28 protein-coding genes and 1 tRNA gene are annotated in these 21,522 nt (G+C 62.9%); 9 read left to right on the top strand and 20 right to left on the bottom strand.

Annotated elements, in window-relative coordinates; all coding sequences use genetic code 11:
- Nucleotides 1-42 precede the first annotated feature (42 nt).
- Nucleotides 43-1,578: a dolichyl-phosphate-mannose--protein mannosyltransferase gene (locus ACODSO_RS17000; protein ID WP_489037950.1), complete on the top strand. Its 1,536-nt coding sequence runs from the start codon at nt 43-45 to the stop codon at nt 1,576-1,578.
- A 55-nt stretch (nt 1,579-1,633) separates the two neighbouring features.
- Here the strand turns inward: ACODSO_RS17000 and ACODSO_RS17005 are convergent, their stop codons facing one another.
- The 4 genes from ACODSO_RS17005 to ACODSO_RS17020 all read right to left on the bottom strand — a co-directional run bounded on the left by ACODSO_RS17005 (nt 1,634) and on the right by ACODSO_RS17020 (nt 4,852).
- The gene (locus tag ACODSO_RS17005) at nt 1,634-3,220 is read right to left on the bottom strand and encodes a BCCT family transporter (protein WP_489037951.1); all 1,587 of its coding nucleotides are present in this window, start codon (nt 3,218-3,220) and stop codon (nt 1,634-1,636) included.
- A gap of 100 nt (nt 3,221-3,320) precedes the next feature.
- The gene (locus ACODSO_RS17010; protein WP_068377956.1) at nt 3,321-3,752 is read right to left on the bottom strand and encodes a DoxX family protein; all 432 of its coding nucleotides are present in this window, start codon (nt 3,750-3,752) and stop codon (nt 3,321-3,323) included.
- A 65-nt stretch (nt 3,753-3,817) separates the two neighbouring features.
- Nucleotides 3,818-4,174: a GntR family transcriptional regulator gene (locus tag ACODSO_RS17015; protein ID WP_489037952.1), complete on the bottom strand. Its 357-nt coding sequence runs from the start codon at nt 4,172-4,174 to the stop codon at nt 3,818-3,820.
- Between the two features lie 12 nt (nt 4,175-4,186).
- On the bottom strand, nt 4,187-4,852 hold the full coding sequence (locus ACODSO_RS17020) for an SDR family oxidoreductase (RefSeq protein WP_489037953.1): 666 nt from the start codon (nt 4,850-4,852) through the stop codon (nt 4,187-4,189).
- Nucleotides 4,853-4,906: 54 nt separating this feature from the next.
- Here ACODSO_RS17020 and arsC point away from each other — a divergent pair, with 54 nt between their 5' ends.
- Entirely contained in the window at nt 4,907-5,254 is a 348-nt protein-coding gene (arsC, locus tag ACODSO_RS17025) for an arsenate reductase (glutaredoxin) (RefSeq protein ID WP_068377962.1), read from the top strand.
- A 20-nt stretch (nt 5,255-5,274) separates the two neighbouring features.
- Here the strand turns inward: arsC and arcA are convergent, their stop codons facing one another.
- A complete protein-coding gene (gene arcA, locus ACODSO_RS17030; protein ID WP_489037954.1) occupies nt 5,275-6,519 on the bottom strand; it encodes an arginine deiminase in 1,245 nt (414 codons plus the stop codon).
- A gap of 94 nt (nt 6,520-6,613) precedes the next feature.
- On the opposite strand from arcA, the gene soxR reads away from it, so the two are divergent.
- Nucleotides 6,614-7,072, top strand: a complete 459-nt coding sequence (gene soxR / locus ACODSO_RS17035) for a redox-sensitive transcriptional activator SoxR (protein ID WP_489037955.1) — start codon at nt 6,614-6,616, stop codon at nt 7,070-7,072.
- Here soxR and ACODSO_RS17040 read toward each other — a convergent pair.
- On the bottom strand, nt 7,067-7,909 hold the full coding sequence (locus ACODSO_RS17040) for an SDR family oxidoreductase (protein WP_489037956.1): 843 nt from the start codon (nt 7,907-7,909) through the stop codon (nt 7,067-7,069). The two genes, soxR and ACODSO_RS17040, sit on opposite strands and share 6 nt — an antisense overlap.
- Before the next feature lie 100 nt (nt 7,910-8,009).
- Between ACODSO_RS17040 and ACODSO_RS17045 the strand changes: the two genes are divergently transcribed.
- Nucleotides 8,010-8,609 carry a sulfite oxidase-like oxidoreductase gene (locus ACODSO_RS17045; RefSeq protein WP_489037957.1) on the top strand — a complete coding sequence of 200 codons (600 nt, stop codon included), beginning with the start codon at nt 8,010-8,012 and terminating at the stop codon, nt 8,607-8,609.
- Nucleotides 8,579-9,325: a ferredoxin reductase gene (locus ACODSO_RS17050; protein ID WP_489037958.1), complete on the top strand. Its 747-nt coding sequence runs from the start codon at nt 8,579-8,581 to the stop codon at nt 9,323-9,325. The genes ACODSO_RS17045 and ACODSO_RS17050 overlap by 31 nt, the downstream gene beginning before the upstream one ends.
- Before the next feature lies 1 nt (nt 9,326).
- On the opposite strand, the gene ACODSO_RS17055 is transcribed toward ACODSO_RS17050, so the two are convergent.
- From ACODSO_RS17055 to ACODSO_RS17095, 9 genes are all read right to left on the bottom strand, one after another.
- Nucleotides 9,327-9,497, bottom strand: a complete 171-nt coding sequence (locus tag ACODSO_RS17055; RefSeq protein WP_489037959.1) for a hypothetical protein — start codon at nt 9,495-9,497, stop codon at nt 9,327-9,329.
- Nucleotides 9,498-9,541: 44 nt separating this feature from the next.
- Nucleotides 9,542-10,207 carry a ScbR family autoregulator-binding transcription factor gene (locus ACODSO_RS17060; protein ID WP_489037960.1) on the bottom strand — a complete coding sequence of 222 codons (666 nt, stop codon included), beginning with the start codon at nt 10,205-10,207 and terminating at the stop codon, nt 9,542-9,544.
- Between the two features lie 202 nt (nt 10,208-10,409).
- Entirely contained in the window at nt 10,410-10,847 is a 438-nt protein-coding gene (locus tag ACODSO_RS17065) for an effector binding domain-containing protein (RefSeq protein ID WP_489037961.1), read from the bottom strand.
- Nucleotides 10,844-11,299: a GyrI-like domain-containing protein gene (locus tag ACODSO_RS17070; protein WP_489037962.1), complete on the bottom strand. Its 456-nt coding sequence runs from the start codon at nt 11,297-11,299 to the stop codon at nt 10,844-10,846. The genes ACODSO_RS17065 and ACODSO_RS17070 overlap by 4 nt, the downstream gene beginning before the upstream one ends.
- A 465-nt stretch (nt 11,300-11,764) precedes the next feature.
- Nucleotides 11,765-11,840 (bottom strand) — tRNA-Ala (locus tag ACODSO_RS17075).
- 62 nt (nt 11,841-11,902) lie between these two features.
- A complete protein-coding gene (gene sepX / locus ACODSO_RS17080) occupies nt 11,903-12,709 on the bottom strand; it encodes a divisome protein SepX/GlpR (RefSeq protein ID WP_489037963.1) in 807 nt (268 codons plus the stop codon).
- Between the two features lie 157 nt (nt 12,710-12,866).
- Entirely contained in the window at nt 12,867-13,514 is a 648-nt protein-coding gene (locus ACODSO_RS17085) for a GNAT family N-acetyltransferase (RefSeq protein ID WP_068377976.1), read from the bottom strand.
- Between the two features lie 106 nt (nt 13,515-13,620).
- Complete coding sequence (gene glp, locus ACODSO_RS17090; protein WP_489037964.1) at nt 13,621-14,880, bottom strand: molybdotransferase-like divisome protein Glp; 1,260 nt, start codon at nt 14,878-14,880, stop codon at nt 13,621-13,623.
- Between the two features lie 24 nt (nt 14,881-14,904).
- Nucleotides 14,905-15,888 (bottom strand): UTP--glucose-1-phosphate uridylyltransferase, encoded by a 984-nt coding sequence (locus ACODSO_RS17095; protein ID WP_489037965.1) that lies wholly within the window; start codon nt 15,886-15,888, stop codon nt 14,905-14,907.
- 106 nt (nt 15,889-15,994) lie between these two features.
- Between ACODSO_RS17095 and ACODSO_RS17100 the strand changes: the two genes are divergently transcribed.
- The 3 genes from ACODSO_RS17100 to ACODSO_RS17110 all read left to right on the top strand — a co-directional run bounded on the left by ACODSO_RS17100 (nt 15,995) and on the right by ACODSO_RS17110 (nt 17,749).
- Nucleotides 15,995-16,564 (top strand): 5-formyltetrahydrofolate cyclo-ligase, encoded by a 570-nt coding sequence (locus tag ACODSO_RS17100; RefSeq protein ID WP_489037982.1) that lies wholly within the window; start codon nt 15,995-15,997, stop codon nt 16,562-16,564.
- Nucleotides 16,565-16,653: 89 nt separating this feature from the next.
- Entirely contained in the window at nt 16,654-16,983 is a 330-nt protein-coding gene (locus tag ACODSO_RS17105; protein WP_489037966.1) for an FmdB family zinc ribbon protein, read from the top strand.
- Between the two features lie 94 nt (nt 16,984-17,077).
- Nucleotides 17,078-17,749, top strand: coding sequence for an SAF domain-containing protein (locus tag ACODSO_RS17110; RefSeq protein ID WP_489037967.1), 672 nt, complete (start codon nt 17,078-17,080; stop codon nt 17,747-17,749).
- Here the strand turns inward: ACODSO_RS17110 and ACODSO_RS17115 are convergent.
- From ACODSO_RS17115 to ACODSO_RS17125, 3 genes are all read right to left on the bottom strand, one after another.
- Nucleotides 17,746-18,261, bottom strand: coding sequence for a hotdog family protein (locus tag ACODSO_RS17115; protein ID WP_068377325.1), 516 nt, complete (start codon nt 18,259-18,261; stop codon nt 17,746-17,748). The genes ACODSO_RS17110 and ACODSO_RS17115 overlap by 4 nt on opposite strands.
- Before the next feature lie 79 nt (nt 18,262-18,340).
- Nucleotides 18,341-19,063 (bottom strand): MspA family porin, encoded by a 723-nt coding sequence (locus ACODSO_RS17120; protein WP_489037968.1) that lies wholly within the window; start codon nt 19,061-19,063, stop codon nt 18,341-18,343.
- Between the two features lie 53 nt (nt 19,064-19,116).
- Nucleotides 19,117-19,785 carry an MspA family porin gene (locus ACODSO_RS17125; RefSeq protein ID WP_489037969.1) on the bottom strand — a complete coding sequence of 223 codons (669 nt, stop codon included), beginning with the start codon at nt 19,783-19,785 and terminating at the stop codon, nt 19,117-19,119.
- 252 nt (nt 19,786-20,037) lie between these two features.
- Here ACODSO_RS17125 and mscL point away from each other — a divergent pair, with 252 nt between their 5' ends.
- Entirely contained in the window at nt 20,038-20,517 is a 480-nt protein-coding gene (gene mscL, locus ACODSO_RS17130) for a large conductance mechanosensitive channel protein MscL (protein ID WP_489037971.1), read from the top strand.
- Between the two features lie 107 nt (nt 20,518-20,624).
- Here the strand turns inward: mscL and ACODSO_RS17135 are convergent, their stop codons facing one another.
- Nucleotides 20,625-20,936, bottom strand: coding sequence for a hypothetical protein (locus ACODSO_RS17135; protein ID WP_489037972.1), 312 nt, complete (start codon nt 20,934-20,936; stop codon nt 20,625-20,627).
- A 98-nt stretch (nt 20,937-21,034) separates the two neighbouring features.
- Nucleotides 21,035-21,463, bottom strand: coding sequence for a hypothetical protein (locus ACODSO_RS17140; RefSeq protein WP_489037973.1), 429 nt, complete (start codon nt 21,461-21,463; stop codon nt 21,035-21,037).
- Nucleotides 21,464-21,522: the final 59 nt, after the last annotated feature.

The raw sequence follows: 21,522 nt of genomic DNA on the forward strand, positions 1-21,522 counted from the left end.
TCCCAGTCTCTCGCACATCCCGCCGCCCCCTACGATCGGTACGTGGCCTTGTTGACCGAGCGGTTCGTCGTCAGTCCCGGCCCGAGCGCACCCGCGGCCGACTTCTATCGCGACACCGATCGTCGACGGGGCTGGATCGTGACGCTCGTCATCACGACGATCGCGGCGATCACCCGGTTCACGATGCTGCGGTACCCGACGGATGCGGGCACCCCGGTGTTCGACGAGAAGCACTACGCCCCGCAGGGATGGCAGGTGTGGACCGGGGGCGGGATCGAGGACAATCCGGGCTACGGTCTGGTCGTCCATCCGCCGGTCGGCAAGCAACTCATCGCAGTCGGCGAAGCCATCTTCGGCTACAACGGGTGGGGCTGGCGATTTTCCGCGGCGCTCGCCGGAACCATGCTGGTGCTGATCGTGATTCGCATCGTCAGGCGCTTGGCCAGATCGACGCTCGTCGGGGCCATCGCGGGAATCCTGTTGATCGCCGACGGAGTCACGTTCGTCTCGTCGCGGATGGGGATGCTCGACATCTTCCTCGCGTTCTTCGTCACCGCCGCTCTCGGTTGCCTCGTGGTCGACCGTGACGACGTCCGCCGACGAATGGCCACGGTCCGCAGCGAAGGCCGAATGCACGCAAGCCGGTTCGGACCTCGAATGGGCGTGCGCTGGTGGCGGTTCGGCGCTGGCATCTTGCTCGGCCTCGCGTGCGGAACCAAATGGTCCGGCCTCTACTTCATCGCGTTCTTCGGCCTGCTTTCCGTCGCCTTCGATGTCGCAGCCCGCCGCGCGAACGGCGTGCAGCGTCCGTGGATCGGCACCGCCGTCCGGGACATCGGGCCCGCGCTCTACGCGCTGGTCGTCATCCCCGTGATCGTCTACCTGTGCACGTACGCAGGGTGGTTCGCGAGCGAGACCAGCGTCGACCGCCACGCCGTCGGCAATCAGATCGGCACCGACGGGCCGTTCTCGTTCGTGCCGGGGGCGTTGCGTTCGCTCTGGTACTACAGCGGCAACGTTCTCTCCTTCCACGAGGGCCTGACCAATTCGGCAGGCAACATCCATCCGTGGGAATCGAAGCCGTGGAGTTGGCCGATGGGCCTGCGGCCGATGCTCTACTACTTCGCCGAGGGTGACGCCGTTCAGGGCTGCTCGGCGACTTCGTGTGTCAAGGCGATCATGCTCATCGGAACGCCGGCGATGTGGTGGCTCGCGGTCCCCATGCTGCTGTGGTCGCTGTGGATGATGCTGGTGCGCCGAGACTGGCGATTCGCAGTGGTTCTGACCGGCTACGGCGCGGCCTACCTCCCCTGGTTCGCGACGCTCGACCGGCAGATGTACTACTTCTACGCCGTCGCTCTCGCGCCGTTCATGGTCATGGGAATCGCGCTCGTCCTCGGCCAAGTCATCGGCCGAGCCCGAGCGTCGGCCGAACGTAGGGGCACCGGATTGATGCTCGTGTGCCTCTACCTCGGCCTCGTGATCGCAAACTTCATCTGGCTGTGGCCGATTCTGACGGGCATGCCGATCACGCCCGAGCTGTGGCAGCAGCAGCTGTGGCTACCCAGCTGGCGCTAGCGGCTCCGCCGCAGTAGCTCGAACGGCTCCGCCGCAGTGGCACGGTTGAGTGCACTCACGTGCGCTCAACCGTGCCACTGGGGACACGCTTGACCATCGGATCCTGCGACAGATCCTTGTACAACGAGATGCACAACCCGATCATGACCAGCACGAACGGGGCAGCAGCGATGATCGTCATGGTCTGCAAACCGTTCAGCGCGTCCGCGCCACCGGTCCACAGCATCAGCGCGGCGATCCCGCCGGTGAGAACTCCCCAGAAGACGACCACCCATTTGCTCGGTTCCATGCTGCCGTGTTGGCTGAGTGTGCCCATCACCATCGATGCCGCGTCGGCACCGGAGACGAAGAAGATGGCTACCAGGATCATGACCAGGACACTGGAAATGCCTGCTATCGGCAGATTTTCGAGCATGCCGAACAGCTGCGACTCGCTGCTGTCCCGACCGGCCAGGTCGATCCCGTCCTGTTGCTGGGCTATGCCTGCGCCGCCGAAGACGGAGAACCACACCAGGCTCACCGTGCTCGGGACGAGAATGACGCCGATGACGAACTCGCGAATAGTTCGACCGCGACTGATCCGTGCCAGGAACATGCCGACGAATGGGGTCCAGGACACCCACCACGCCCAGTAGAAGATGGTCCACGACGACAACCAGCTCGCTGTTTCGCCGCCGTCGCCCGATGCGGCGGATCGCGCGGACATGTGTACGAGCTGGCTGGCGTAGTCGCCGATGGTCGTCGGAATCAGGTTGAGAATCAACACCGTCGGGCCGAGGACGAACACGAACACGGCCAGCACGAGCGCCAGGACCATGTTGATGTTGGACAGCCATTGAATTCCCTTGGCTACGCCGGAGACCGCCGAGGCAACGAACGCGAGCGTCAGCAGTGCGACGATCGCGACGAGAAGCAACGTTCCGGATTCACCGAGCCATCCGAGAACTTCGAAACCCGAACCGATCTGCAATGCGCCGAGACCGAGTGATGCCGCCGTACCGAACATGGTCGCGAAGATCGCCAGAATATCGATGACCTTGCCGATAGGACCTTCCGCGCGGCGCCCGAGAATCGGAATGAACGCCGAGCTGATGAGTTGTTTCCTGCCGCGACGAAAAGTCCCGTACGCGACAGCGAGACCGACGACGGCGTAGATCGACCACGGATGCAGACTCCAGTGGAACATCGTCGTCGCCATCGCGGCTCCGATCGTCCCGTCGGATCCAGGAGGTGGACTGACGAAGTGCGCCAACGGTTCTGCGACACCGAAGAACATCAACCCGATGCCCATGCCTGCACTGAACATCATGGCAATCCAGCTGACGGTGTTGAATTCCGGTTTCTCACCGTCGTTGCCGAGCGGGATCTTGCCGAACTTGCTGACCGCCAAGTAGATCGAGAACACGACGAATCCCGACGCGGCGAGAATGAAGAGCCAGCCGATGTTGGTGACGAGCCATCCGAGAATCGACGTCGTGGTCGATTCGAGTGAATCGGCAGCCACCAGCCCCCAGATCAGGATCGCGGCGGTGATGACTGCGGAGATACCGAAGACCAGGAAGTCGGTACGAGGTCGACTGCCTGGGAGGAGGTTCGGGTCGGACCCGGCTGAACCCTGAGGTCGCTCGGTATTCGTTGCCATTGAATCACCTAAGCACTTTCAGGTGGGCGTTCACCTGGTAACGCGTAGATCTTTACGGCAGCGAAATGCGAGGACCCCAGGGTTTACCTGCGCAAACTTCTTACGCGCGCGCCTTCACGAAACTGGTCTTGCCGCCGAACACGCCGTCCAGGCTGAATCGGCCCGCGCCGGTCGCGGCGAGGAGAAGTGCGCCGACGCCCAGTGCGACAACCAGTTCGTAGCCGCCTTCGGAGACGAATACGCCCAGGTCGTAGTGCACGAACAAGAATGCGCCGAGCATGTCCAGAAACAGTAGGATGCCGACGATCGGGGTGAAGATGCCCACGACGAGGGCCACACCACCGACCAGTTCGACGAACGTTGCGAAATACGCGGACACCATCGGCAGCGGGACGCCCATGCCTTCGAAGCCGGCCTTGGTCGCGTCGAGTCCGTTGGTGTTCAGCTTCTGCCAGCCATGGGCGATGAATACGATCCCGAGGCCGACACGGGCCACCAGGGTTGCGATGTCGCGGAAGATGGACGAGTTCATGTGGGATCCTTCGGGCACGGCAACAGGACGGCACAACCCTGACACAGTTCGGTTGAAGCGTCAACCTAGCTGCGTAGCGCCGTCTCCAGCAAGGCCCGAGCTTTGTCGTCCGTGAGCCCGAGCGCCCGGAGCTCTGCGACGTACGCCATCGCGGCACGCGCGGCGTTGTCCTCCGTAGGGTCGCCACCCGAGGCGATGAACGTGCCGAGCCGTCCACGAGCTTCGATGACGCCCTGCGTTTCGAGTTCCTTGTACGCCTTTGCAACCGTGTGCGGGGCGATACCCAGCTCCGCCGCCAACCCTCGTACGGTCGGGATCTTCGTTTCCGCAATCAGCTCACCGCTGCGAACCTGATCGAGGATCCCGACACGTACCTGCTCGAACAAAGGAACCTTCGACGCTGCATCGATGTGAACACGCATCCGCAGTGTCTATCAGACGCCGGTGACAGCGTCCTCGATACGTGTCGTGCCTGACGTCAGCATCAGCGTCTTCCCAGCCGTCGACGGCGTCTCGATCAACGCAGCTAGCACCGCAGCGACGTCGGCGCGAGGCACCGTACCCCGGTCGAGGGGCGGCGCGGACAGCGTGACGTGGCCGGTCGGTTCGTCGTCGGTGAGACCGCCGGGCCGCAGAATGGTCCATGCGAGCGAGGGACGGCTCTTCAGGTCCTCCTCCGCTGCGGTCTTCGCCGAGATATACGCCTTCCAGGTGTCCTCGGCGTCATCGTCGACAGCTTCACCAGCACCGAACGAGCTGATCTGGACGAACCTGGTCACACCCGCCTTCTCTGCCGCGTCGGCCAGCAGCACCGCAGCTGCGCGGTCGACGGTGTCCTTGCGTTCGATTCCACCGGACGGACCTGCGCCTGCCGCGAAGACCGCGGCATCGGCGTCGTGCAGAAGCGCCGCGACCTCGTCCACTGACGCGTTCTCCAGATCCACGACCTCCGGCAGCGCACCGAGGGCGGTAACGGCGTTGGTGTGCTCTGGGTTTCGAATCAGCGCAACGGCGCGATCTCCCTGCGCGGTCAGTACCTGGATCAGGTGCTGGGCAATCTTTCCGTGCCCTCCGGCAATCACTACTCGTCGACCAGTCATTGCTTTCGCCTACCCGGCACCCACGGTCCACAAACAATGGCACTATCTACGACCATGACTTCGACTGCGACGATCTACCACAACCCGAGGTGCAACACGTCCCGAACTGCGCTGAAACTGATTCAGGAAGCCGGGATCGAGCCCACGGTCGTCAAATATCTCGAGACGCCGCCCACCAAGGACGGACTTCGGAAACTGCTCGACGATGCGGGTATGACTGCGTCGCAGGCCATTCGGAAGAGAGAGGCCGTGTACAAGGAGCTGGGCCTGAAGGACGCTTCCGAGGACGACCTGATCGCAGCAATGGTCGACAATCCAATCCTCATCGAGCGGCCGATCGTGGTGACGGACAAGGGAACCGTTCTCGCGCGGCCCGCTGACAAGGTGCGCGAGGTCCTCTGACACCCGGTGCGCGGTCACCATCACGAACGCACAGGCGGCGCCCCCGCACTGTCCCGGGCCACCGGACACGACATGCACCTGGGACCACCTCGCCCCGAGCCGAGTTCCGATCCGCTGATCCGCAGCACTTCGATTCCCGACGCCTCGAGCCGTGCGTTCGTCTCGACGTTGCGCTCATAGGCGACGACGACACCCGGGGCGAGTGCGAGGGTGTTGTTCCCGTCGTCCCATTGCTCGCGTTCTGCGGTGACGGTGTCGAGACCCGTGTCGATGACGCGGAGCTTGCCGATGCCCATCGCGTCCGCGGCCGCCTCGAGGAACGGGTCGGCGCCACGGATGGTCACCCCGGCCTCTTCCTTGCGGATAGTGAACGCGGACAACGTATCCTGAATTGCCGGATACATCACGACCGCATCGACGTCGACCATCGTGCATACGGTGTCCAGGTGCATCGACGCCCGCTCCTGCGCGATGGGAACGACCAGCACGGTGTGTGCGAGTCCGTCCTCGAACAGGCTGCGAGCCAGAGCTTCCGCGCCTGCGGGCGTCGTACGTTCACCGACACCGACCGCCACGACACCGGAAGCAAGCAACAACACGTCCCCGCCCTCGACCGGCGCCGTGCGCGATTCGTACGCACGCCGAACTCCGAGGAAACGCGGATGAAACGCATAGATCAGATCGGTCAACGTCGTCTCCCTCAGCCTCGCGGGCAACGCCAGCGACGTGATCGCCACGCGATTGCCGATCCAGAACGACGAGTCGCGAGTGAACAGCAGATTCGGCAAGGGATCGATGACGAAGTCGCCACCATGATGCATTCGCCGAACCAGGGACGCGCCAGGTAGTTCCGGCTCACCGGACTCCGCAGCGAGGAGCTCGTCGAAGGTCATTCCGGCCATCAGTATCGATGCCAGCTCCGGCGCGGGCACACCGCGCAGGTGCGCGGCCAGATCACGGGCCAGCGCACGGCCGAGGCGTCGCTCGTTCACCGCCGCGGAGATACCCTGCATACGCGCCGCCCCGCTGACCGTCATCGCCTCGGTGAGCAGGTCGGCCAGTAGAAGCACCTCGACGCCGCGGCTGCGCAGGAGTTCGGCGAACGCGTCGTGCTCCTGCTGCGCCCGGTCGACCCACGGCACGCCGTCGAACAGCAGCTGATCGTTGTTGCGCGGCGTGAGGCGCCGCAGCTCGTCGCCAGGCCGGTGAAGCATCACCGTACGCAGGGTTCCGACCTCCGAGTCGGCACCAAGTTCTGCAGTCATCGCCTAACCGTAGGCGCTCAGCGCCCGGTGTGCGCGTGGTTACTGCGGGCCATACCCCTTCACTCACCGGGACAAGCTCGAGTAACGTCGAGCTATGCCGATGCCCGACTGGAAAGTCCGCGAACTCACTCCCGCGCAGCTTTCCGAACGCAGCGGAGTTGCCGTGTCCGCTTTGCACTTCTACGAGAAGCAGGGCCTCATCACGAGTAGACGCACGTCGGGGAACCAACGTCGGTATCACCGTGACACGCTGCGGCGAGTCGCGTTCATTCGCATCTCGCAGAAGGTCGGCATACCTCTTGCCCGAATCCGCGACGCTTTGGCCGATTTGCCGGAAGAGCGAACGCCGACGAAACGCGACTGGGCCAAACTGTCTCAGCACTGGCACGCCGACCTCGACCATCGCATTGCCCAACTTGTCCGCCTCCGCGACGACCTGACCGGGTGCATCGGCTGTGGGTGCCTGTCACTGTCCAGTTGCGCACTGGCCAATCCGGGTGACGAACTCGCCGACGCGGGCCCGGGCGCTCGCAGACTGGACGTCGATCTATGACGGCTTCTTCAACAGCCTGCTGAACTGGTCGTTGGCCTTCTGCAGGACGAACTCGTACGGCGGGGCGAACTTTCGTGCCCACCAGTACGCGAACCGAATGTCGTTGGACGAATACACGAGGTAGCGGTTCTTCTGTATCCCGACGAGGATGGCGTCGGCGACGGTCTCGGGTTCGACGGCGCGTTGCTCGAAGCGGTGCTGCAGCTTCTGCACTCGCGGATCATCGCGATCGACGCCCGCGATTTCGAGGGTGTTCACCAATCCCGTCTTCACTCCCCCCGGTACGACGAGGCTGACGCCGATACCGTGCCGCTTCAGGTCGTAGCGCAGCACTTCCGATGCGCCGCGAAGACCGTACTTGCTCGCGCTGTACGCCGCATGCCAGGGCAGTGGAATCAGACCCGCTGCAGAGGACACATTGACGAGATGGCCACCGCGACCGGCTTTCACCATCGCGGGCAGGAAGTTCTCGATCACGTGGATCGGTCCCATGAGATTGACGTCGATCATCGACTTCCAATGGCGATGCTCGAGATTCTCGACGGTGCCCCACGCAGAGATACCGGCTACATTCATGACGACGTCGAGGCTGTCGACCGATTCGTGTACCTCGGCAGCGAACGCAGTGACAGCGTCGTAGTCGGACACATCGAACGCAGCGGACTTCACCACCGCCGAACCCGCAGCGGCGACTGTCTCTTTCAGACCCACTTCGTTGATGTCCGTCAGGTACAGCTCGGCGCCTGCACGCGCCGCAGCGAGGGCAGTTGCGCGTCCGATACCGCTCCCGGCGCCGGTGATGAACGTCCTCTTCCCTCGCAGGTCCTTGATAGCCATCTCGCGTCGTTGTCCCCCACAGTCGAAGAAACTTCCGTTCCTCGCACTTTACGCGTCGGTCGAGTTGTCGCTGGCAGTCTCGCCGGAGCACACTGTACCGATGGCGATCGTGTCGAAAGGGTTCATCGGCAAGCGCCGCGGCAACGAGTCCCGCACTCCGCCCGGCCAATATCTGACCGACGACTTCCCGGTACTGTCTGCAGGTCCCACTCCCCAGGTGCATACCGAGCGGTGGCAATTCAGCATCGTCACTGAAATGGGCGACAAGCATCGGTGGAGTTGGAGCGAGATGCTCGCGCTCCCAGCAGAGAATCCGACGGTCGACATCCATTGCGTCACCAAGTGGTCCAAACTGGACACGAGATGGCGTGGCGTCTCACTCGACACGTTGTTGCGGGACATCGACACGACAGCCACGCATGTGATGGCACACGGTTTCGACGGGTACACCACCAATCTGCCACTCGACGAACTGCTTCACGGAAAAGCCTGGCTGGCATACCAATTCGATGGAAAGCCACTGCATCCCGAACACGGTGGACCTGCCAGGTTGCTGGTTCCGAACCTGTACTTCTGGAAATCGGCCAAGTGGGTTGAGAGGCTGACACTCCTCGTCCGTGACGAGCCGGGGTTCTGGGAACGCAACGGCTACCACGACTACGGCGATCCATGGCAAGAACAGAGGTATCAGGGAGATTGAAGTGGCGTGTTGCGACCCTCACCGACAAGCGCGCCGAAACATCGACGGCGTCGACGCTGACCTTCGAGGTGGACGGGTGGCCCGGTCACAAGCCGGGTCAACACGTCGACGTGCGTCTGACGGCCGAGGACGGCTACAGCGCGCAGCGTAGCTATTCGATGGCAACTCCGGATGACGGCAATACAGTCGTCCTGACGATTCAGACCGTGGACGACGGTGAAGTGTCGCCCTACCTCACAGAAATTCTCGAGGTGGGTGAGCAGATCGAGCTCCGCGGACCGATCGGTGGCTGGTTCGTATGGGATGCCACAAATCCCGCGCCCGTACTTCTGCTCGCGGGCGGATCGGGCATCGTGCCGTTGATGGCCATGGTTCGCGCCCGCGTGCGCAGCGAACACCGAACTCCGTTCCGGCTCATCTACTCCGTTCGTTCAGCCGAGGAGTTGATGTACGCCTCCGAGCTGAGAAAGCTCCCAGGTGGGATCGACGTCAGCTACCGCTTCACTCGTCGGGCACCGGACAACTACCGAGGACGGATAGGCAGGCTCATTCCGCAGGACCTCGTCGCCGACGGGTGGCCGGCCGACTTCGCACCGGCGTGTTTCGTGTGTGGGCCGACCGGTTTCGTCGAGGCAGCCGCGGACATGCTGGTCGCCGACGGGCACCTGCCGCCGCGCATCAAGACCGAGAGATTCGGACCGACCAATACCGCGTGATCTAGTGTCTCCGCGACATTTCGTCGCGGTAGTCCGCGACCGTGCGCTCGATCCGTGTGGCGTCGCCCTCAGCACCCCGACGGCGCGCGTCGTCTGCACGACTCTGCAGCGTCTTGATCGCCTTGCGGAGCTCGGCGTCGGACATCCTGTGTTCTGTGACGATGTGGTTCATATCACACAGTGTCCGCCCGGGGCCGAGACTCCGCAAGCCTTCGCTCAGACGTGTACGGCCCCGGCGACGAGATCGGCCGACGGAACGAAGCTCGAGAGGCTCCGAGCCGCAAATTCGCGGAAGTAGCCGAGTTTGCTCGGCGGTACCAGCGACGGCAGGACTGTGTTCCACACCTTCTCCATGCGTGCAGGTGCACTGTCGAGGGTCGATTGCGCCTCGGAGACCATCAGGACTCCGGCAAGCATCTCGCACACGAGGAGAGCGGCGTTGCCCGAGTCCAAATGGTCAGCGACGTCTCCGTGCTCGATTGCTCGATCGAACAGATGCTCGAAAATGTTGCCCCACGTCCCGAACACGCTTCCGCGCGCAGTCTCGGACCCGTCGATTTCCATCTGCAGGCGGTACATCACCCGCACGAGCGGGTCGGATGCTGCCAGTTCGAGTACCGAATACGAGATACCGATGACCGACTCGAGGGCCGGCGACCTGCTGTCGACCAGACCGGCGCAGGCGGTGGACACACGCTCGTGACCTTCGTCGACGATCGCCCGCGCCAGCTCCTCCTTGGAGGCGAAATGGAAATACAGTGCGCCCTTGGTGACGCCGGACTGCGCGGAGACCTGACTCAGCGTTGCATTCGCATGCCCCACCTCGAGAAAAAGATCTGCTGCCGCGCGCAGCGCGGCTGCACGTGTAGCTTCTGCTCTCAATTGCCTAACCATGAACGATCACCCCTGACCAGTTGCCTACGATGACACCGACGCCGCCTTGCGTGGGACTGCAGAAGGCTTGTTCGAACCCGTTGTCTCGAATTCACGAACCCCGTCGACGGTCCGCTGTTCAGCACAATACTAACCACAAACGTGTCTCGATTGTGATTTTCGAGTGACAACTGGGTGAGACATTGCTCGATCAGATAACAATAGATATATAAAGTTCCACTTTGCCGGAATTTGTAACGACTTCGATGTCCTCTTTATATGCGCGAAACAGCTCACCATTCGAGGTGGCGTCGTCGACCTGCGTCCAGACATCCTCGACAGGATCCTTGAGCAGCCCGTCGGGCACGAACACGGCGAACACCCCGCTCGGTACCTGCACGAAGACGTCTCCGACAGGGACTTCGCTCGGCGACACGTACGGCACCGCCACCACTGCGTTGTAGTCACCGGCCGCATCCGGCACGAACACGGTGCTGACGTCCAACTCCTGGCCAGGGTGACGGTCCCACATTCGTTCACGTAAGAACCTGAAGAGCTCGCTGGTGCTTGCCTCGACGCCCGGCGTGATCCGGGGCGCCACCAGGCCACCGAACAGTTCCGCGCTTCTCGCGGTCACACGATGAGTCACGACGCCGACCCTGTTTGTTCGATCGAGAGGTACAGGTCGATCTTGTAGGCATGCGGATAGCACTCGTAGTCCGCGGTGAACGTCCGAGCGATCTCGCGTTGCTCTTCTGCATGGTCGATCTGCTGCCACAACCGCACCATGACGTCCGGGAAGTGGCCGACCGCCGAAAACTTCGCGTACCGAGCGCGCGGCACCTTTGCGATCAGGTGCCCCCGCGTGACCTGGCTCAACGACGAACACTGGTAGCCGACGATCTGCGTGTTGTACGAGCCGATACCCGGCGCGAAGTCAGTGTAGATCGAGGCCAACGAACCACCGATGTCCTGCTTGAGGACGGAAGACCAGGCCAGATCGAGTGCCGGATCGTTCAACCGTCCCAGCGCCCGCTTGGGGCTACGGACTGGCAAACCAGCAACCCACGTTTCGTCGAGGTCGACAATCTCGAAACCCATACAGAACTCCACATACCTCATGGGCGCGACGTGAAGTCCGCGGCCGGGATGACGCTTCCCCAAATAGACGTCGACCATCAACTCTGACTCAGCAACTGCTCGGCAAGACTACCGGTCGACTTCGGCCCCGGCGTACACACCCAGGGGGCGGGCCCGAAGTTGCGAGCGAGTAGGGCGCGGTGACGCCGAACACAGAGGACGCCGTACTGCCCGGCGCCGTGACGGCAAGGGCCGAGAACACCAATCCGCTAAACGGGCGAACGGTTTGCAATAACCTCGAAAAACAATTCCCATGCAAGACAAAGCGCGCATATTCCGCATGGGCATAACGTGCCCGGAAAGCGACCCGACACAGCGTCTGGCAAGAACGGACTCGACATCAAGGCATCGGCAATAGATATGAATTAATCGAATGTCGCAATTGGGAGGAATTGACTATCGCAATTCAGGTTCAACAAACCCGTGTGGTGGAGCTGAGGGGAATCGAACCCCTGACCTTCTCGATGCGAACGAGACGCGCTACCAACTGCGCCACAGCCCCTTCTTGCGGCCTTGCTGCAACCGCTGCGCAACCTTATCAAAGGATGCACGACGCCTGGGACGTCAGGCCCCAGATGCTCGTCGGATGTTCTCGCTCACGGGAGCCTGTTGCTGGAACGGCTCGTCGTAGTGGTCGAGGTGATCGAACTCCGGGTCCTCGTCGTCGATTTCGAGCACGACAGCACCCGGACGGCGCAGGCGTTGCGGGACGAGTTTCAGTTCGTCGTCGGTGCGCGATTCGACGCCGAGTCGCGATCGGCCCATCCGCGTCATGCGCCGGCGACGGATCTCCTCCTCGATCTGAACCTGTCGACGGAGGTAGTACAGATATGCACCCATGGCCACCACGGACAGGCCACAGACCCACCACAGCACGCCTGTGACGATGACCGCGAGCGCAGCCGACGTGATGGCAGCGAACACGAGTCCGAGTACGGCCCGCTGACGGAATGAATACCGTGCAGCACGCGCGATGGCGTCGGCCTCGGGGTCGAAACCTCCGCGGCCGCGACGGTTCGGAACGTAGTCCCGATCGCGTTCGTCGTCCGCGTCCCTCGAATCGGTGTCGATCTCGGCGCTTGCGTGAGTGTCCATCGGGTCCTCCGCGTCGGTGCTCGGTGCTGTGCGCCCGAATACAACGCGGGCGGGTGCCGAAACACGCTCGTCGTACTCGGGACGCCAATCTGGGTCGCTCGCATGTCCGGCGGCAGGACCGCGAGCGGTTCTCTTGGACCCACCGCGGTGTAGAACGCGGGTGGCCAGGGCTACATCGGAGGTCTGCATGATGCGCGGACGCTTGCTCATCATCATCGGAAGCAGAACGAACAGCCAGATGACGACCAGACCGATCCAGATGATCGAGTTGGGCATCGTTCGCGCTCTCTTTCGACAAATAGCAGGCCGGTTACATCGGTAACGTGATCAGGCTATGCGGAAGCTTCGGCCGAACCGCGTAGACGCGCCGACCTGAATTACACACACGTCACTTTAGTCCCATGAGTCTCGAGCACGACAAGACACGTGGGCATCATGCCCAGGCGGCTCGGCCCGTCCGCACCAACCGGTCCGCGACCGATCCCTGCACTTCCCCCGACGTCATCGCGACGAGAACGTGATCGCGCCACCGACCGTCGACGTCGAGGTAGTTCTTCAGCAGGCCTTCTTCACGGAATCCGACATTGCGCAGCACGGCCTTGCTGGGAAGGTTCTCCGGCCGAACCGTCGCTTCGACGCGGTGAAGGCCAACGCCTCCGAAGCAATGGTCGAGCCCGAGCGCCAGCGCTGCCGTCGCAACACCTCTGCCGTTGACCTCCTTGGCGACCCAGTAGCCGATCCAGGCGGACCGCAACGCACCCCGGACGATGTTGCCGACGGTGAGCTGACCGCAGAAGTCCCCGTCGAGTTCGATTGCCATCGGCAGCATGTGGCCTTTGCGCGCCTCCGACTTCAGACCCGACAGAAGGCCCGGCCATGCGGAGATGTGATGACGTGCCGCCCAGGAACCCTCGCCGGTGGGTTCCCACGGTTCGAGGTGCGCGCGATCAGCGAGCCTGATGCGGCTCCACGCCGCTCCATCACGCAGCCGGACAGGACGAACGGTCACGTGGCCCGCAGCGACGGTCAAAGGTCCCAGTTTCGCTGGCCAACCAGGGTGGCTCGACCACGTACTCGGCATCTGTCGACATTAGCGCCTCCGGCGCAGTGGCACGAAAAAGCGTCCCCTGGTGCACTTGACCGCGCCACTGGGCCGGAGGCCCAGCGGCGTTGGGAGTCGAGCAGCCTCAGCCCCGCTGTGCGAGGAACGAGACACCCACTTCTTCGCCGGTACGGATCTCGGTGACGTCCGGATCGATCACGACCAGGCAGTTGGCCTCGGCCAGCGTGGCGAGCAGGTGCGAGGAAGATCCAGGCGCTCCTCCGAGAGCTTGGACGAGGTACTCCCCCGTCTCCTCGTCGCGCATCAGCTGACCGCGAAGGAACCCTTTGCGGTCTTCGATCGAGGTGATGGGCGCGACGGTTCGTGCGGTCACGGTTCGGCGCATGGGCTGGCGCCGCCCGAGCGCAATACGGATCAACGGACGAACCATGACCTCGAACACGACGAGCGCGCTGACCGGATTGGCCGGCAGCAGAAACGTAGGCACTTCGTCTCGGCCGAGCTGACCGAACCCCTGAACCGAACCGGGGTGCATGGCGACGCGCTCGACTTCGAGTTCGCCGAGGTCCGAGAGTGCTTCGCGCACACTGTCGGACGCCCCGCCGCCGACCGCGCCCGCGATGACGACGATCTCCGAACGGATCAGCTGACCTTCGACGACCTCGCGCAGACGCTTGGGATCGGTGCTGACAATTCCCACGCGGTTGACGTCCGCACCTGCGTCGCGAGCCGCGGCGGCAAGCGAATAGGAGTTGACGTCGTAGACCTGCCCTGGGCCGGGTGTGCGATCGGTGTCGACCAGTTCCCCGCCGACGGAGATGACCGACAACCGTGGTCGCGGATGCACCAGCACCTTGTCGCGTCCCACCGCCGCCAGTAGGCCCACCTGAGCGGCTCCGATGATCGTTCCTGCGCGTACGGCGACATCGCCGGGTTGTACGTCGTCACCGATCTTGCGGACGTAGTCGCCGGACCGGACCGGACTGTGGACCTTGACACGGGCACGTCCGCCGTCGGTGCGCTCCAGCGGTAGGACAGCGTCGGCGAGGGTCGGCAGCGGCGCGCCGGTGTCCACCCGCACGGCCTGCCTCGGCTGCAACCGAATGGGTTGACGCGAACCCGCGCTGACCTCGCCGACGACGGGCAAGGTCAGTTCGATGCGCTCGTCGTCCTCGTTGCGCAGATCCGAGCCTGCATCGGCCACATCGACACTGCGTACCGCGTAGCCGTCGATCGCCGCCTGGTCGAAACCGGGCAAGGGGCGTTCGGTGACGACCTCCTCGGCGCACAACAGACCCTGCGCTTCCGAGATCGCAACCCGAACAGGCCGTGGAGCGACTGCAGCAGCAGTCACCCTGCTCTGCTGATCCTCAACCGAGCGCATCTGGCCCTTCCTCGAAAATCTTCACTACTCGTACGTGGTGAGCTGCGGCGCCCAGTCGTCACTCAGACGCTCCGTCAGCCACTCACGCAATGACGGACCGTAATCATCACGTTCGAGTGCAAAGTCAACCGCAGCGCGCAGGTATCCCCCGGGATTTCCGAGGTCGTGTCGGGGACCGCGATGTACGACGACGTGAACAGGGTGGCCCTCGGAGATGAGGAGGGCAATGGCGTCGGTGAGCTGAATCTCGCCGCCCGCGCCGGGCTTGGTGCGTCGCAGCGCATCGAAGATCGACCGGTCGAGGAGGTATCGCCCAGCGGCGGCGAACAATGACGGCGCGTCCTCACGCTTCGGCTTCTCGACCATGCCGGTGACCTTGAGGACGTTCGGGTTGACGGCGTCGGGGACCGTCTCCACCTCGAAGACGCCGTACGCAGAGACATTTTCCTCAGGAACCTCGAACGCGCACAGCACTGTTCCCCCGCGTTTGGCGCGGACCCTCGACATCACATCGAGTACGCCGCGCGGCAGAACGAGGTCGTCAGGTAGCAGCACGGCGACACAGCTCTCGTCGTCGTCGAGAACCTCTTCGGCGCACGCGACTGCGTGTCCCAACCCGAGCGGTTCCTGCTGGACGACGGACTGGACGTCGAGAAGCGCGGGAGCGACCCGGACCTTCTCGAGCATCTTGAGCTTCCCACTGGCTTCGAGCTTGCTCTCGAGGACGAGGTCCTCGACGAAGTGCGCGACCACGCCGTCCTTGCCGGGCGAAGTCACGATAACGAGACGCTGCGCACCGGAGTCTGCCGCTTCTCCGGCAACCAGTTCGATCCCTGGCGTGTCGACTACCGGAAGCAGTTCTTTCGGCACAGTCTTGGTGGCCGGAAGGAAACGAGTTCCCATACCTGCCGCAGGAACGATGGCAGTCCGAAAGTGCCGAGTCGGCCCGGTCTGGGATTCTGTCGGCCCAGTCAGGGAGTCTGTCGGCTCTGTCGCGGCTTGTGTCATGCTGCCCACCCTATCCATGCTCGCTGCGGATCTACTCCGCGTGTAGTGACGATTCCCTATGATGCTTAAGCTCTTTTGCGTGACGCCCAGTGATTCCGTGACGCCGATCTCCAAGGAGGAGTGGCGTCGCCACGTGCTGACTCGGCGGCGTTCCATCGGCGCCGAGCAGCGGACCGAGGAATCGAAGAAACTCTGTCATGCTGCAGCGGAATCGGCGCGCGGAGCGACAGGGGTGGCGGCATACGTGCCGGTCGGGAGCGAGCCCGGTTCACTCGATCTGCTCGACGCTCTCCGCCGTGAATCCCCCGTGGTCCTGGTGCCGGTGGCTCGAGAACCAGGACCTTTGCACTGGGCAGAGTACACAGGCCGCACGACGCTGCGGGCCGCTCCCTACGGATTGTCGGAGCCCACCGGGCCGGTACTGGACCCCGCGTCGGTGAAGTCGTGTTCCCTCGTGTTCGTTCCCGCTCTCGCAGTGGATTTACGGGGAATTCGACTGGGGCGGGGCGCCGGGTTCTACGACATGACGCTGGACCTCGTCGATTCGGGCGTGCCGATCATTTCAATCGTGCGCGACGAGGAACTCGTCGAGAAACTTCCCGAGGAACCGCACGACCGACGGTCTTCGCATGCACTGACGCCGAACCGGGGCCTGGTCGCACTGAACAGGGAATAGCCTGCCGAATGGCTGCGTTGGCAGTCATGACTGTAGAGTGCTAATGCTCTCTCTCGTCAGAGACAGTGGAACAGCGCGGAGGAACATCGATGCCCACATATTCGTACGCATGCACTGAATGCGACAACAAGTTCGACATCGTGCAGTCGTTCAGCGACGACTCCTTGACCGTGTGCCCGCAATGCACGGGCAAGCTTCGCAAGCTGTTCAATTCCGTCGGAATCGTGTTCAAGGGCACCGGATTCTACCGGACCGACAGTCGCAGCGGATCGAGCACGGTCAGCGAGAGCTCGGGCGATTCCAAGAGTGAGTCGACGCCGGCAAAGAAGGAGTCGACGACGACGTCCACGTCCTCGACCAGCGAGTCTTCCTCTTCCAGCTCGTCGACTTCGTCGGCGAAGGCCGCAGCATCCTCGTAGTGATTTTTCGTTGGTCCACAGGCCCAGGCGTTATCCACAGCCTGGGCCTGTTTCGGTCTCTGGGTGAGGCGGCGGACCGCTAGCTTTGTCTCCCATGCCGCAGACATCCGATCGCCGGGGACACACCCGACTCGACTCCACCCTGCTGGATCGATTCACGTCTCGGCCGAGTTGGGCCAGAACAGTGCTGCTCCGCCGCATCGGAGCGAGTGTCCTCGCTGCGGTCGGGATCGTCGTCCTTGCCCGCGACGCTGTCGCCGAAGACCACATCCGAATTGTCGTCGCGGCCCGCGACCTCACGCCGGGTGTTCGACTCGATACCGCCGATGTGGAGTACCGGAGCTACGACCCGTCGACGGTTCCGGACGGGACGCTGAGCGAGTTCGAGAACGTACTGACACACACCGTCGCTGGGCCGGTGCGCGCCGGAGAACCGCTCACCGATGTACGGCTACTGTCCTCACGGCTCGCGGAATCGATGATCTCCGAACCCGACGCTCGTGTCGTTCCCGTTCGACTCAGCGACGCAGGCGTGACGGAACTCCTCCGGTCGGGCGATACCGTCGACGTGCTGACCGTCGGAGAAGGTGACGACGATCGGGTTGCGCGTGTTCTGGCGACGAAGGCTGTGGTGGTTCTCGTCTCTGCCGAAGGTGCACAGCAACGGAACGCCGATCGCGTAGTTCTGGTGGCCATGTCAGCCGAGGATGCGACGGCCGTTGCCGCCGCGTCTCTGGTCAGCGCGCTGACCGTGACATTCCGCTAGATGCCGGCAGCAAGCCCTGTGTCGTGCTGCTCGGTGGGAGTCTCGTCTTCCACCTGAATCACCGGAGTTTCCAGTCGGCCGACGAACGTCGCGAAGTTGGTGAAGACCAGCGCGCCGATCGAATCGGTGAACACCACTCGCAGCCCGAAGATGTCCGCGTCATCGTCGTCGACGTGCGACTCGATGAACACATCGCTGTGCAAGACGTCGTCGGATCGCATCGGACGATGCTCGACTACTCGTTGTTCGGACAGACGGAGTACGTAAGAGTCGTAATCCGCAAACACGTCGCGGATTACGTGCAGCGCGGCCGAGGTACCGAGATTCCGGTAGGCCTCGTCGCGATGCGCGTAATCCTCCACGTCGGCCTGGGTGGGAAACAGCATCAGGAGTACCGACCGATCGTGCTCGACCAGCGGGTCGTGGAATACCGACAGGCGGTGCCGCTTGCCCAGCGCGTTCTCGATCCAGTCGCGCGACGGTGCAGCATCCCCTGCTCTGTGACGGCCCATAGAGCCGATAGTATCGCGCCAGCTCACCCAGTACTAACTCTGTGAAGAATCACAGCAAGTTTTCGTACCCGCGGGTAGATCAGCCGATACTGAAGGGCTGTCCCCACAGTGTGACGGTCGAGGAGACTGCATCGTTCTCGATCGTGACGTTCACGTACGAGCGCGCTTCGGCGAATCCGGCGCAGCCCGACACACCGATCGTTTCGTCGGCGTAGGTGAATCCGCCGCCATTGCCCGAGAAGTCGAAGTCGTTCGAAATCTCGGTGGCAACCGTGACGTCGTCGATCTTTGCGTCGGTCTCGTCGGCGACGAGCTTGATGTCGTTCAGCTGCCCGGGCGCGAGATCGAGGTTGACCCCTGCGCCGATGTTGTATTCGTTGGGCTGCGTACGGGTGATTTCCAGGTCCAGAGTCCCGGGCGGAAGGCTGATGGTGTTGCCCTGTCCGAACGACCCTTCGACGCCACCGCTGATGCCGGCCGAGAAATCGACCTGGCAGCCGACGAGGAAGCCAGGTTCGATGGAACCGCCACCGGGATTGGAGGTCTCGACGGTGTAGTTGCCGGTGACCCAGACGTTGCGCTGCGTCGGTGTTGCGCCCATGGACGGCGAGATCAGACCACTCTGACCGAACCCTTTGACCGTCACGGTCGTTCCGTCGACGAGCGTCTTGGAAATCTCGTTGTCCGCGAGCGGCACGAACGTATCTGCGCTTGCCGCTCCTGCCGACCAGAATCCGATTGCGATGGCACCTACCGCGCCGAGCGCGGCGATCCGAGCCGCAGCAGTCGTGTTGTTCGTCAACGTACTTGTTCCCCTCGTAAGGTCCTGCGAAGTCATGTGAGGTCGGCGCTGATTCAGCCGAGGCTGAACGGCTGGCCGTACAACGTGCCCTTGTAGCGGTAGTCACCGGTGAGCTCGAGCGTCGTGTACGAGCGAGCCTGCGCGTATCCACCGCAGTTGGTCACCGAGATCGCGACGTCCTGGTACTGGATGGCCGTGACCGGTCCCTTCACGTCCTTCGAATCGATCTCGACGGCGGCGACCTCACGATCCTTCAGCGGGACGTCGAACGACACGCCGCCCTCGATCTTGTTGGTGGTCTCACCCTCGCCGCCGATGAGGAACGGGATGGGGAACAACGTGATGATATTGGTGTTGCCGCCCTCGATTCCCGCGCCGAGGTCGAGGCCGAAGCTCAGGTCGTCCATATCGAGTTGGCATCCGACGAGGTAGCCGGTCTTGAGCGTTCCGGTGGCACCCTCGGGCACTTCGGACATCGCGGTGCCGGTGGCCCAGGCGTTGCGATTGAGCCCATTGAATGCGATCTGAGGGGCGACCTTGGCCGACTCGTCGAAGTGCGCGATCTTGTACGGACCGGCGACCTTCTCTCCATTGGCGAGCGGTACGAACGTTTCGGCATTGGCCGCTCCGGTGGACATCAGCCCGACGGCGACCGACGCCACCGCACCGAGCACAGCGACTCGGCCGACTCTGCGCATCACGGAATAGCGAGACTTGTTCATGATTCCCCTCGTAAAGCACTGAATTCAGGCTGCCTCGATATCGCCACCGAGACTCATTCTCCGGGAAGGATACACAGGTAAAGGCTTCGTCGTTATAACAAGTCGAGATGATTTTTGTGTGTACCCGTCACATACATTCACTTTCAACTGTCTCGCACCTCCCGCTGATGCGGACGCATCTCGACTAGCCTGACCATTCAGCGCCACACGAAGAGTCCGTTCGATCAGTTACGAGTTCACCAGGGAGGGCACATGCTCAAGGGATTCAAGGACTTCCTTCTCCGCGGAAACGTCGTCGACCTCGCCGTCGCCGTGGTGGTCGGCGCAGCGTTCACCGCAATCGTCACCGCCTTCACGACCAACGTCGTCAATCCGCTCGTGTCCGCAATCGGCGGCTCGAACGAGTACGGCTGGGGTTTCCAAGTCACCTCCAGCCCAGAGACTTTCATCAATGTCGGCGCCGTCGTCACTGCAATCATCAACTTCATCATCATCGCAGCGGTGGTCTACTTCGTGCTGATCCTGCCGGTCAACACCGCCAAGAAGCGCTTCGTCAGTCAGCCCGACAAAGAGCTGAGCGACGTGGACGTTCTGGTACAAATTCGAGACATCCTGGCCGGCGGAACCGACGTCGGCCAGAAACTCTCGACGCCGTCCGACAGCACCGGCGGGAGCGGCGAAGCGATCGGGGATTCCGACGCCCCCAGCGGCGGGCTGCACAGCAAGCCCTGAGTTCTTCCCCGACGGAAAAGCCCGCCACTTCCGCTAGAACCGGAAATGGCGGGCTCTTTCGTTGCTAAAACATACTGCGAGTTTGTGCGCGAGATTTCGACAACCATTCAGGATGTGCAATTCACTGCGAGCAATACGGAGTACTCGTCGTCGTCCTCGTAGATTTCGGCATCCTTGATGATCTGCTTGGGATCCGTAACCGCCACCTGGTTGAACACGATGCACTCCGGACCGCCGCCGTGACGCGAAATCACACGGGGCGTGTATCCCCCGTCGATCAACTCGGCTATTGCCTCATCCTCGGCCAACCCCACCACCGACGCCGGTGGGGTCCTCGGCACCGCCGCGGTGGCTGCCGAAGAAAATCCGATAATCACGCCGCACGTCAGACATGCAACGCCCAAACCCCTGATCAACATTGCCGCTCCTGCTACCCGACCCAAGATGGATAGAGCTCTAGAACGAGCAAAGTGTAACCCATATCACATGACGGTTGGGTGTCCCTCGACCAATCGACTCAGAAGTCCTGGAGCGGGAACTCCGCGAGCGTGACCGTTGTGCCGTCGCTCTCACATGAAGACGCGATCGCTGCCGAATTGTCGACGAACGCCTGCCCACTCTCGCTACCCGGCTCGGCAAGCTCGAGCGAATCGACAGGAAGCGCGGTCACCAGTGTCTGCAAGCCTGACTGGACGTCGCCGCTTGCCTGATCGGCCAGTGGCGCGAACTTGGCAATCGCAGAATCCTTGGCCGCGGTCCACTCGTCGACATCACCGTCCACGGGTCCGGCGGCGGTGAGTGCGGTCAACTCGTCGTGAGCAGCCGCGAACTGGGTACAGACATCCGCATTGGCACCGGACGCAGTATCGCCGCCGTCGTCGCTGCTACAACCGACGAGCGTGATCAGCGCGGTGACTGCGACCGCCGAAATGAGTGTGAAGCGCATCGAGTATCAACCATTTCTCGCACGGTCGACCGCATGAGCCGGCCGCTGTGCGCTGTCGA

It is taken from the genome of Rhodococcus sp. FG69 (assembly GCF_057808915.1).

What these genes read in the sequence shown, in the direction of transcription:
- arsC (WP_068377962.1), top strand. Translation starts at nt 4,907, where the DNA reads ATGACTTCGACTGCGACGATCTACCACAACCCGAGGTGCAACACGTCC.
- mscL (WP_489037971.1), top strand. Translation starts at nt 20,038, where the DNA reads ATGCTCAAGGGATTCAAGGACTTCCTTCTCCGCGGAAACGTCGTCGAC.
- ACODSO_RS17020 (WP_489037953.1), bottom strand. Translation starts at nt 4,852, where the DNA reads ATGACTGGTCGACGAGTAGTGATTGCCGGAGGGCACGGAAAGATTGCC.
- ACODSO_RS17115 (WP_068377325.1), bottom strand. Translation starts at nt 18,261, where the DNA reads ATGGGCCGTCACAGAGCAGGGGATGCTGCACCGTCGCGCGACTGGATC.
- ACODSO_RS17005 (WP_489037951.1), bottom strand. Translation starts at nt 3,220, where the DNA reads ATGGCAACGAATACCGAGCGACCTCAGGGTTCAGCCGGGTCCGACCCG.
- ACODSO_RS17140 (WP_489037973.1), bottom strand. Translation starts at nt 21,463, where the DNA reads ATGCGCTTCACACTCATTTCGGCGGTCGCAGTCACCGCGCTGATCACG.
- ACODSO_RS17015 (WP_489037952.1), bottom strand. Translation starts at nt 4,174, where the DNA reads ATGCGTGTTCACATCGATGCAGCGTCGAAGGTTCCTTTGTTCGAGCAG.
- ACODSO_RS17010 (WP_068377956.1), bottom strand. Translation starts at nt 3,752, where the DNA reads ATGAACTCGTCCATCTTCCGCGACATCGCAACCCTGGTGGCCCGTGTC.
- ACODSO_RS17095 (WP_489037965.1), bottom strand. Translation starts at nt 15,888, where the DNA reads ATGACACAAGCCGCGACAGAGCCGACAGACTCCCTGACTGGGCCGACA.
- sepX (WP_489037963.1), bottom strand. Translation starts at nt 12,709, where the DNA reads ATGCCCAACTCGATCATCTGGATCGGTCTGGTCGTCATCTGGCTGTTC.
- ACODSO_RS17110 (WP_489037967.1), top strand. Translation starts at nt 17,078, where the DNA reads ATGCCGCAGACATCCGATCGCCGGGGACACACCCGACTCGACTCCACC.
- ACODSO_RS17070 (WP_489037962.1), bottom strand. Translation starts at nt 11,299, where the DNA reads ATGGGTTTCGAGATTGTCGACCTCGACGAAACGTGGGTTGCTGGTTTG.
- ACODSO_RS17045 (WP_489037957.1), top strand. Translation starts at nt 8,010, where the DNA reads ATGGCGATCGTGTCGAAAGGGTTCATCGGCAAGCGCCGCGGCAACGAG.
- soxR (WP_489037955.1), top strand. Translation starts at nt 6,614, where the DNA reads ATGCCGATGCCCGACTGGAAAGTCCGCGAACTCACTCCCGCGCAGCTT.
- ACODSO_RS17125 (WP_489037969.1), bottom strand. Translation starts at nt 19,785, where the DNA reads ATGAACAAGTCTCGCTATTCCGTGATGCGCAGAGTCGGCCGAGTCGCT.
- ACODSO_RS17085 (WP_068377976.1), bottom strand. Translation starts at nt 13,514, where the DNA reads ATGCCGAGTACGTGGTCGAGCCACCCTGGTTGGCCAGCGAAACTGGGA.
- ACODSO_RS17055 (WP_489037959.1), bottom strand. Translation starts at nt 9,497, where the DNA reads ATGAACCACATCGTCACAGAACACAGGATGTCCGACGCCGAGCTCCGC.
- ACODSO_RS17105 (WP_489037966.1), top strand. Translation starts at nt 16,654, where the DNA reads ATGCCCACATATTCGTACGCATGCACTGAATGCGACAACAAGTTCGAC.
- ACODSO_RS17050 (WP_489037958.1), top strand. Translation starts at nt 8,579, where the DNA reads ATGGCAAGAACAGAGGTATCAGGGAGATTGAAGTGGCGTGTTGCGACC.
- arcA (WP_489037954.1), bottom strand. Translation starts at nt 6,519, where the DNA reads ATGACTGCAGAACTTGGTGCCGACTCGGAGGTCGGAACCCTGCGTACG.
- ACODSO_RS17040 (WP_489037956.1), bottom strand. Translation starts at nt 7,909, where the DNA reads ATGGCTATCAAGGACCTGCGAGGGAAGAGGACGTTCATCACCGGCGCC.
- ACODSO_RS17135 (WP_489037972.1), bottom strand. Translation starts at nt 20,936, where the DNA reads ATGTTGATCAGGGGTTTGGGCGTTGCATGTCTGACGTGCGGCGTGATT.
- glp (WP_489037964.1), bottom strand. Translation starts at nt 14,880, where the DNA reads ATGCGCTCGGTTGAGGATCAGCAGAGCAGGGTGACTGCTGCTGCAGTC.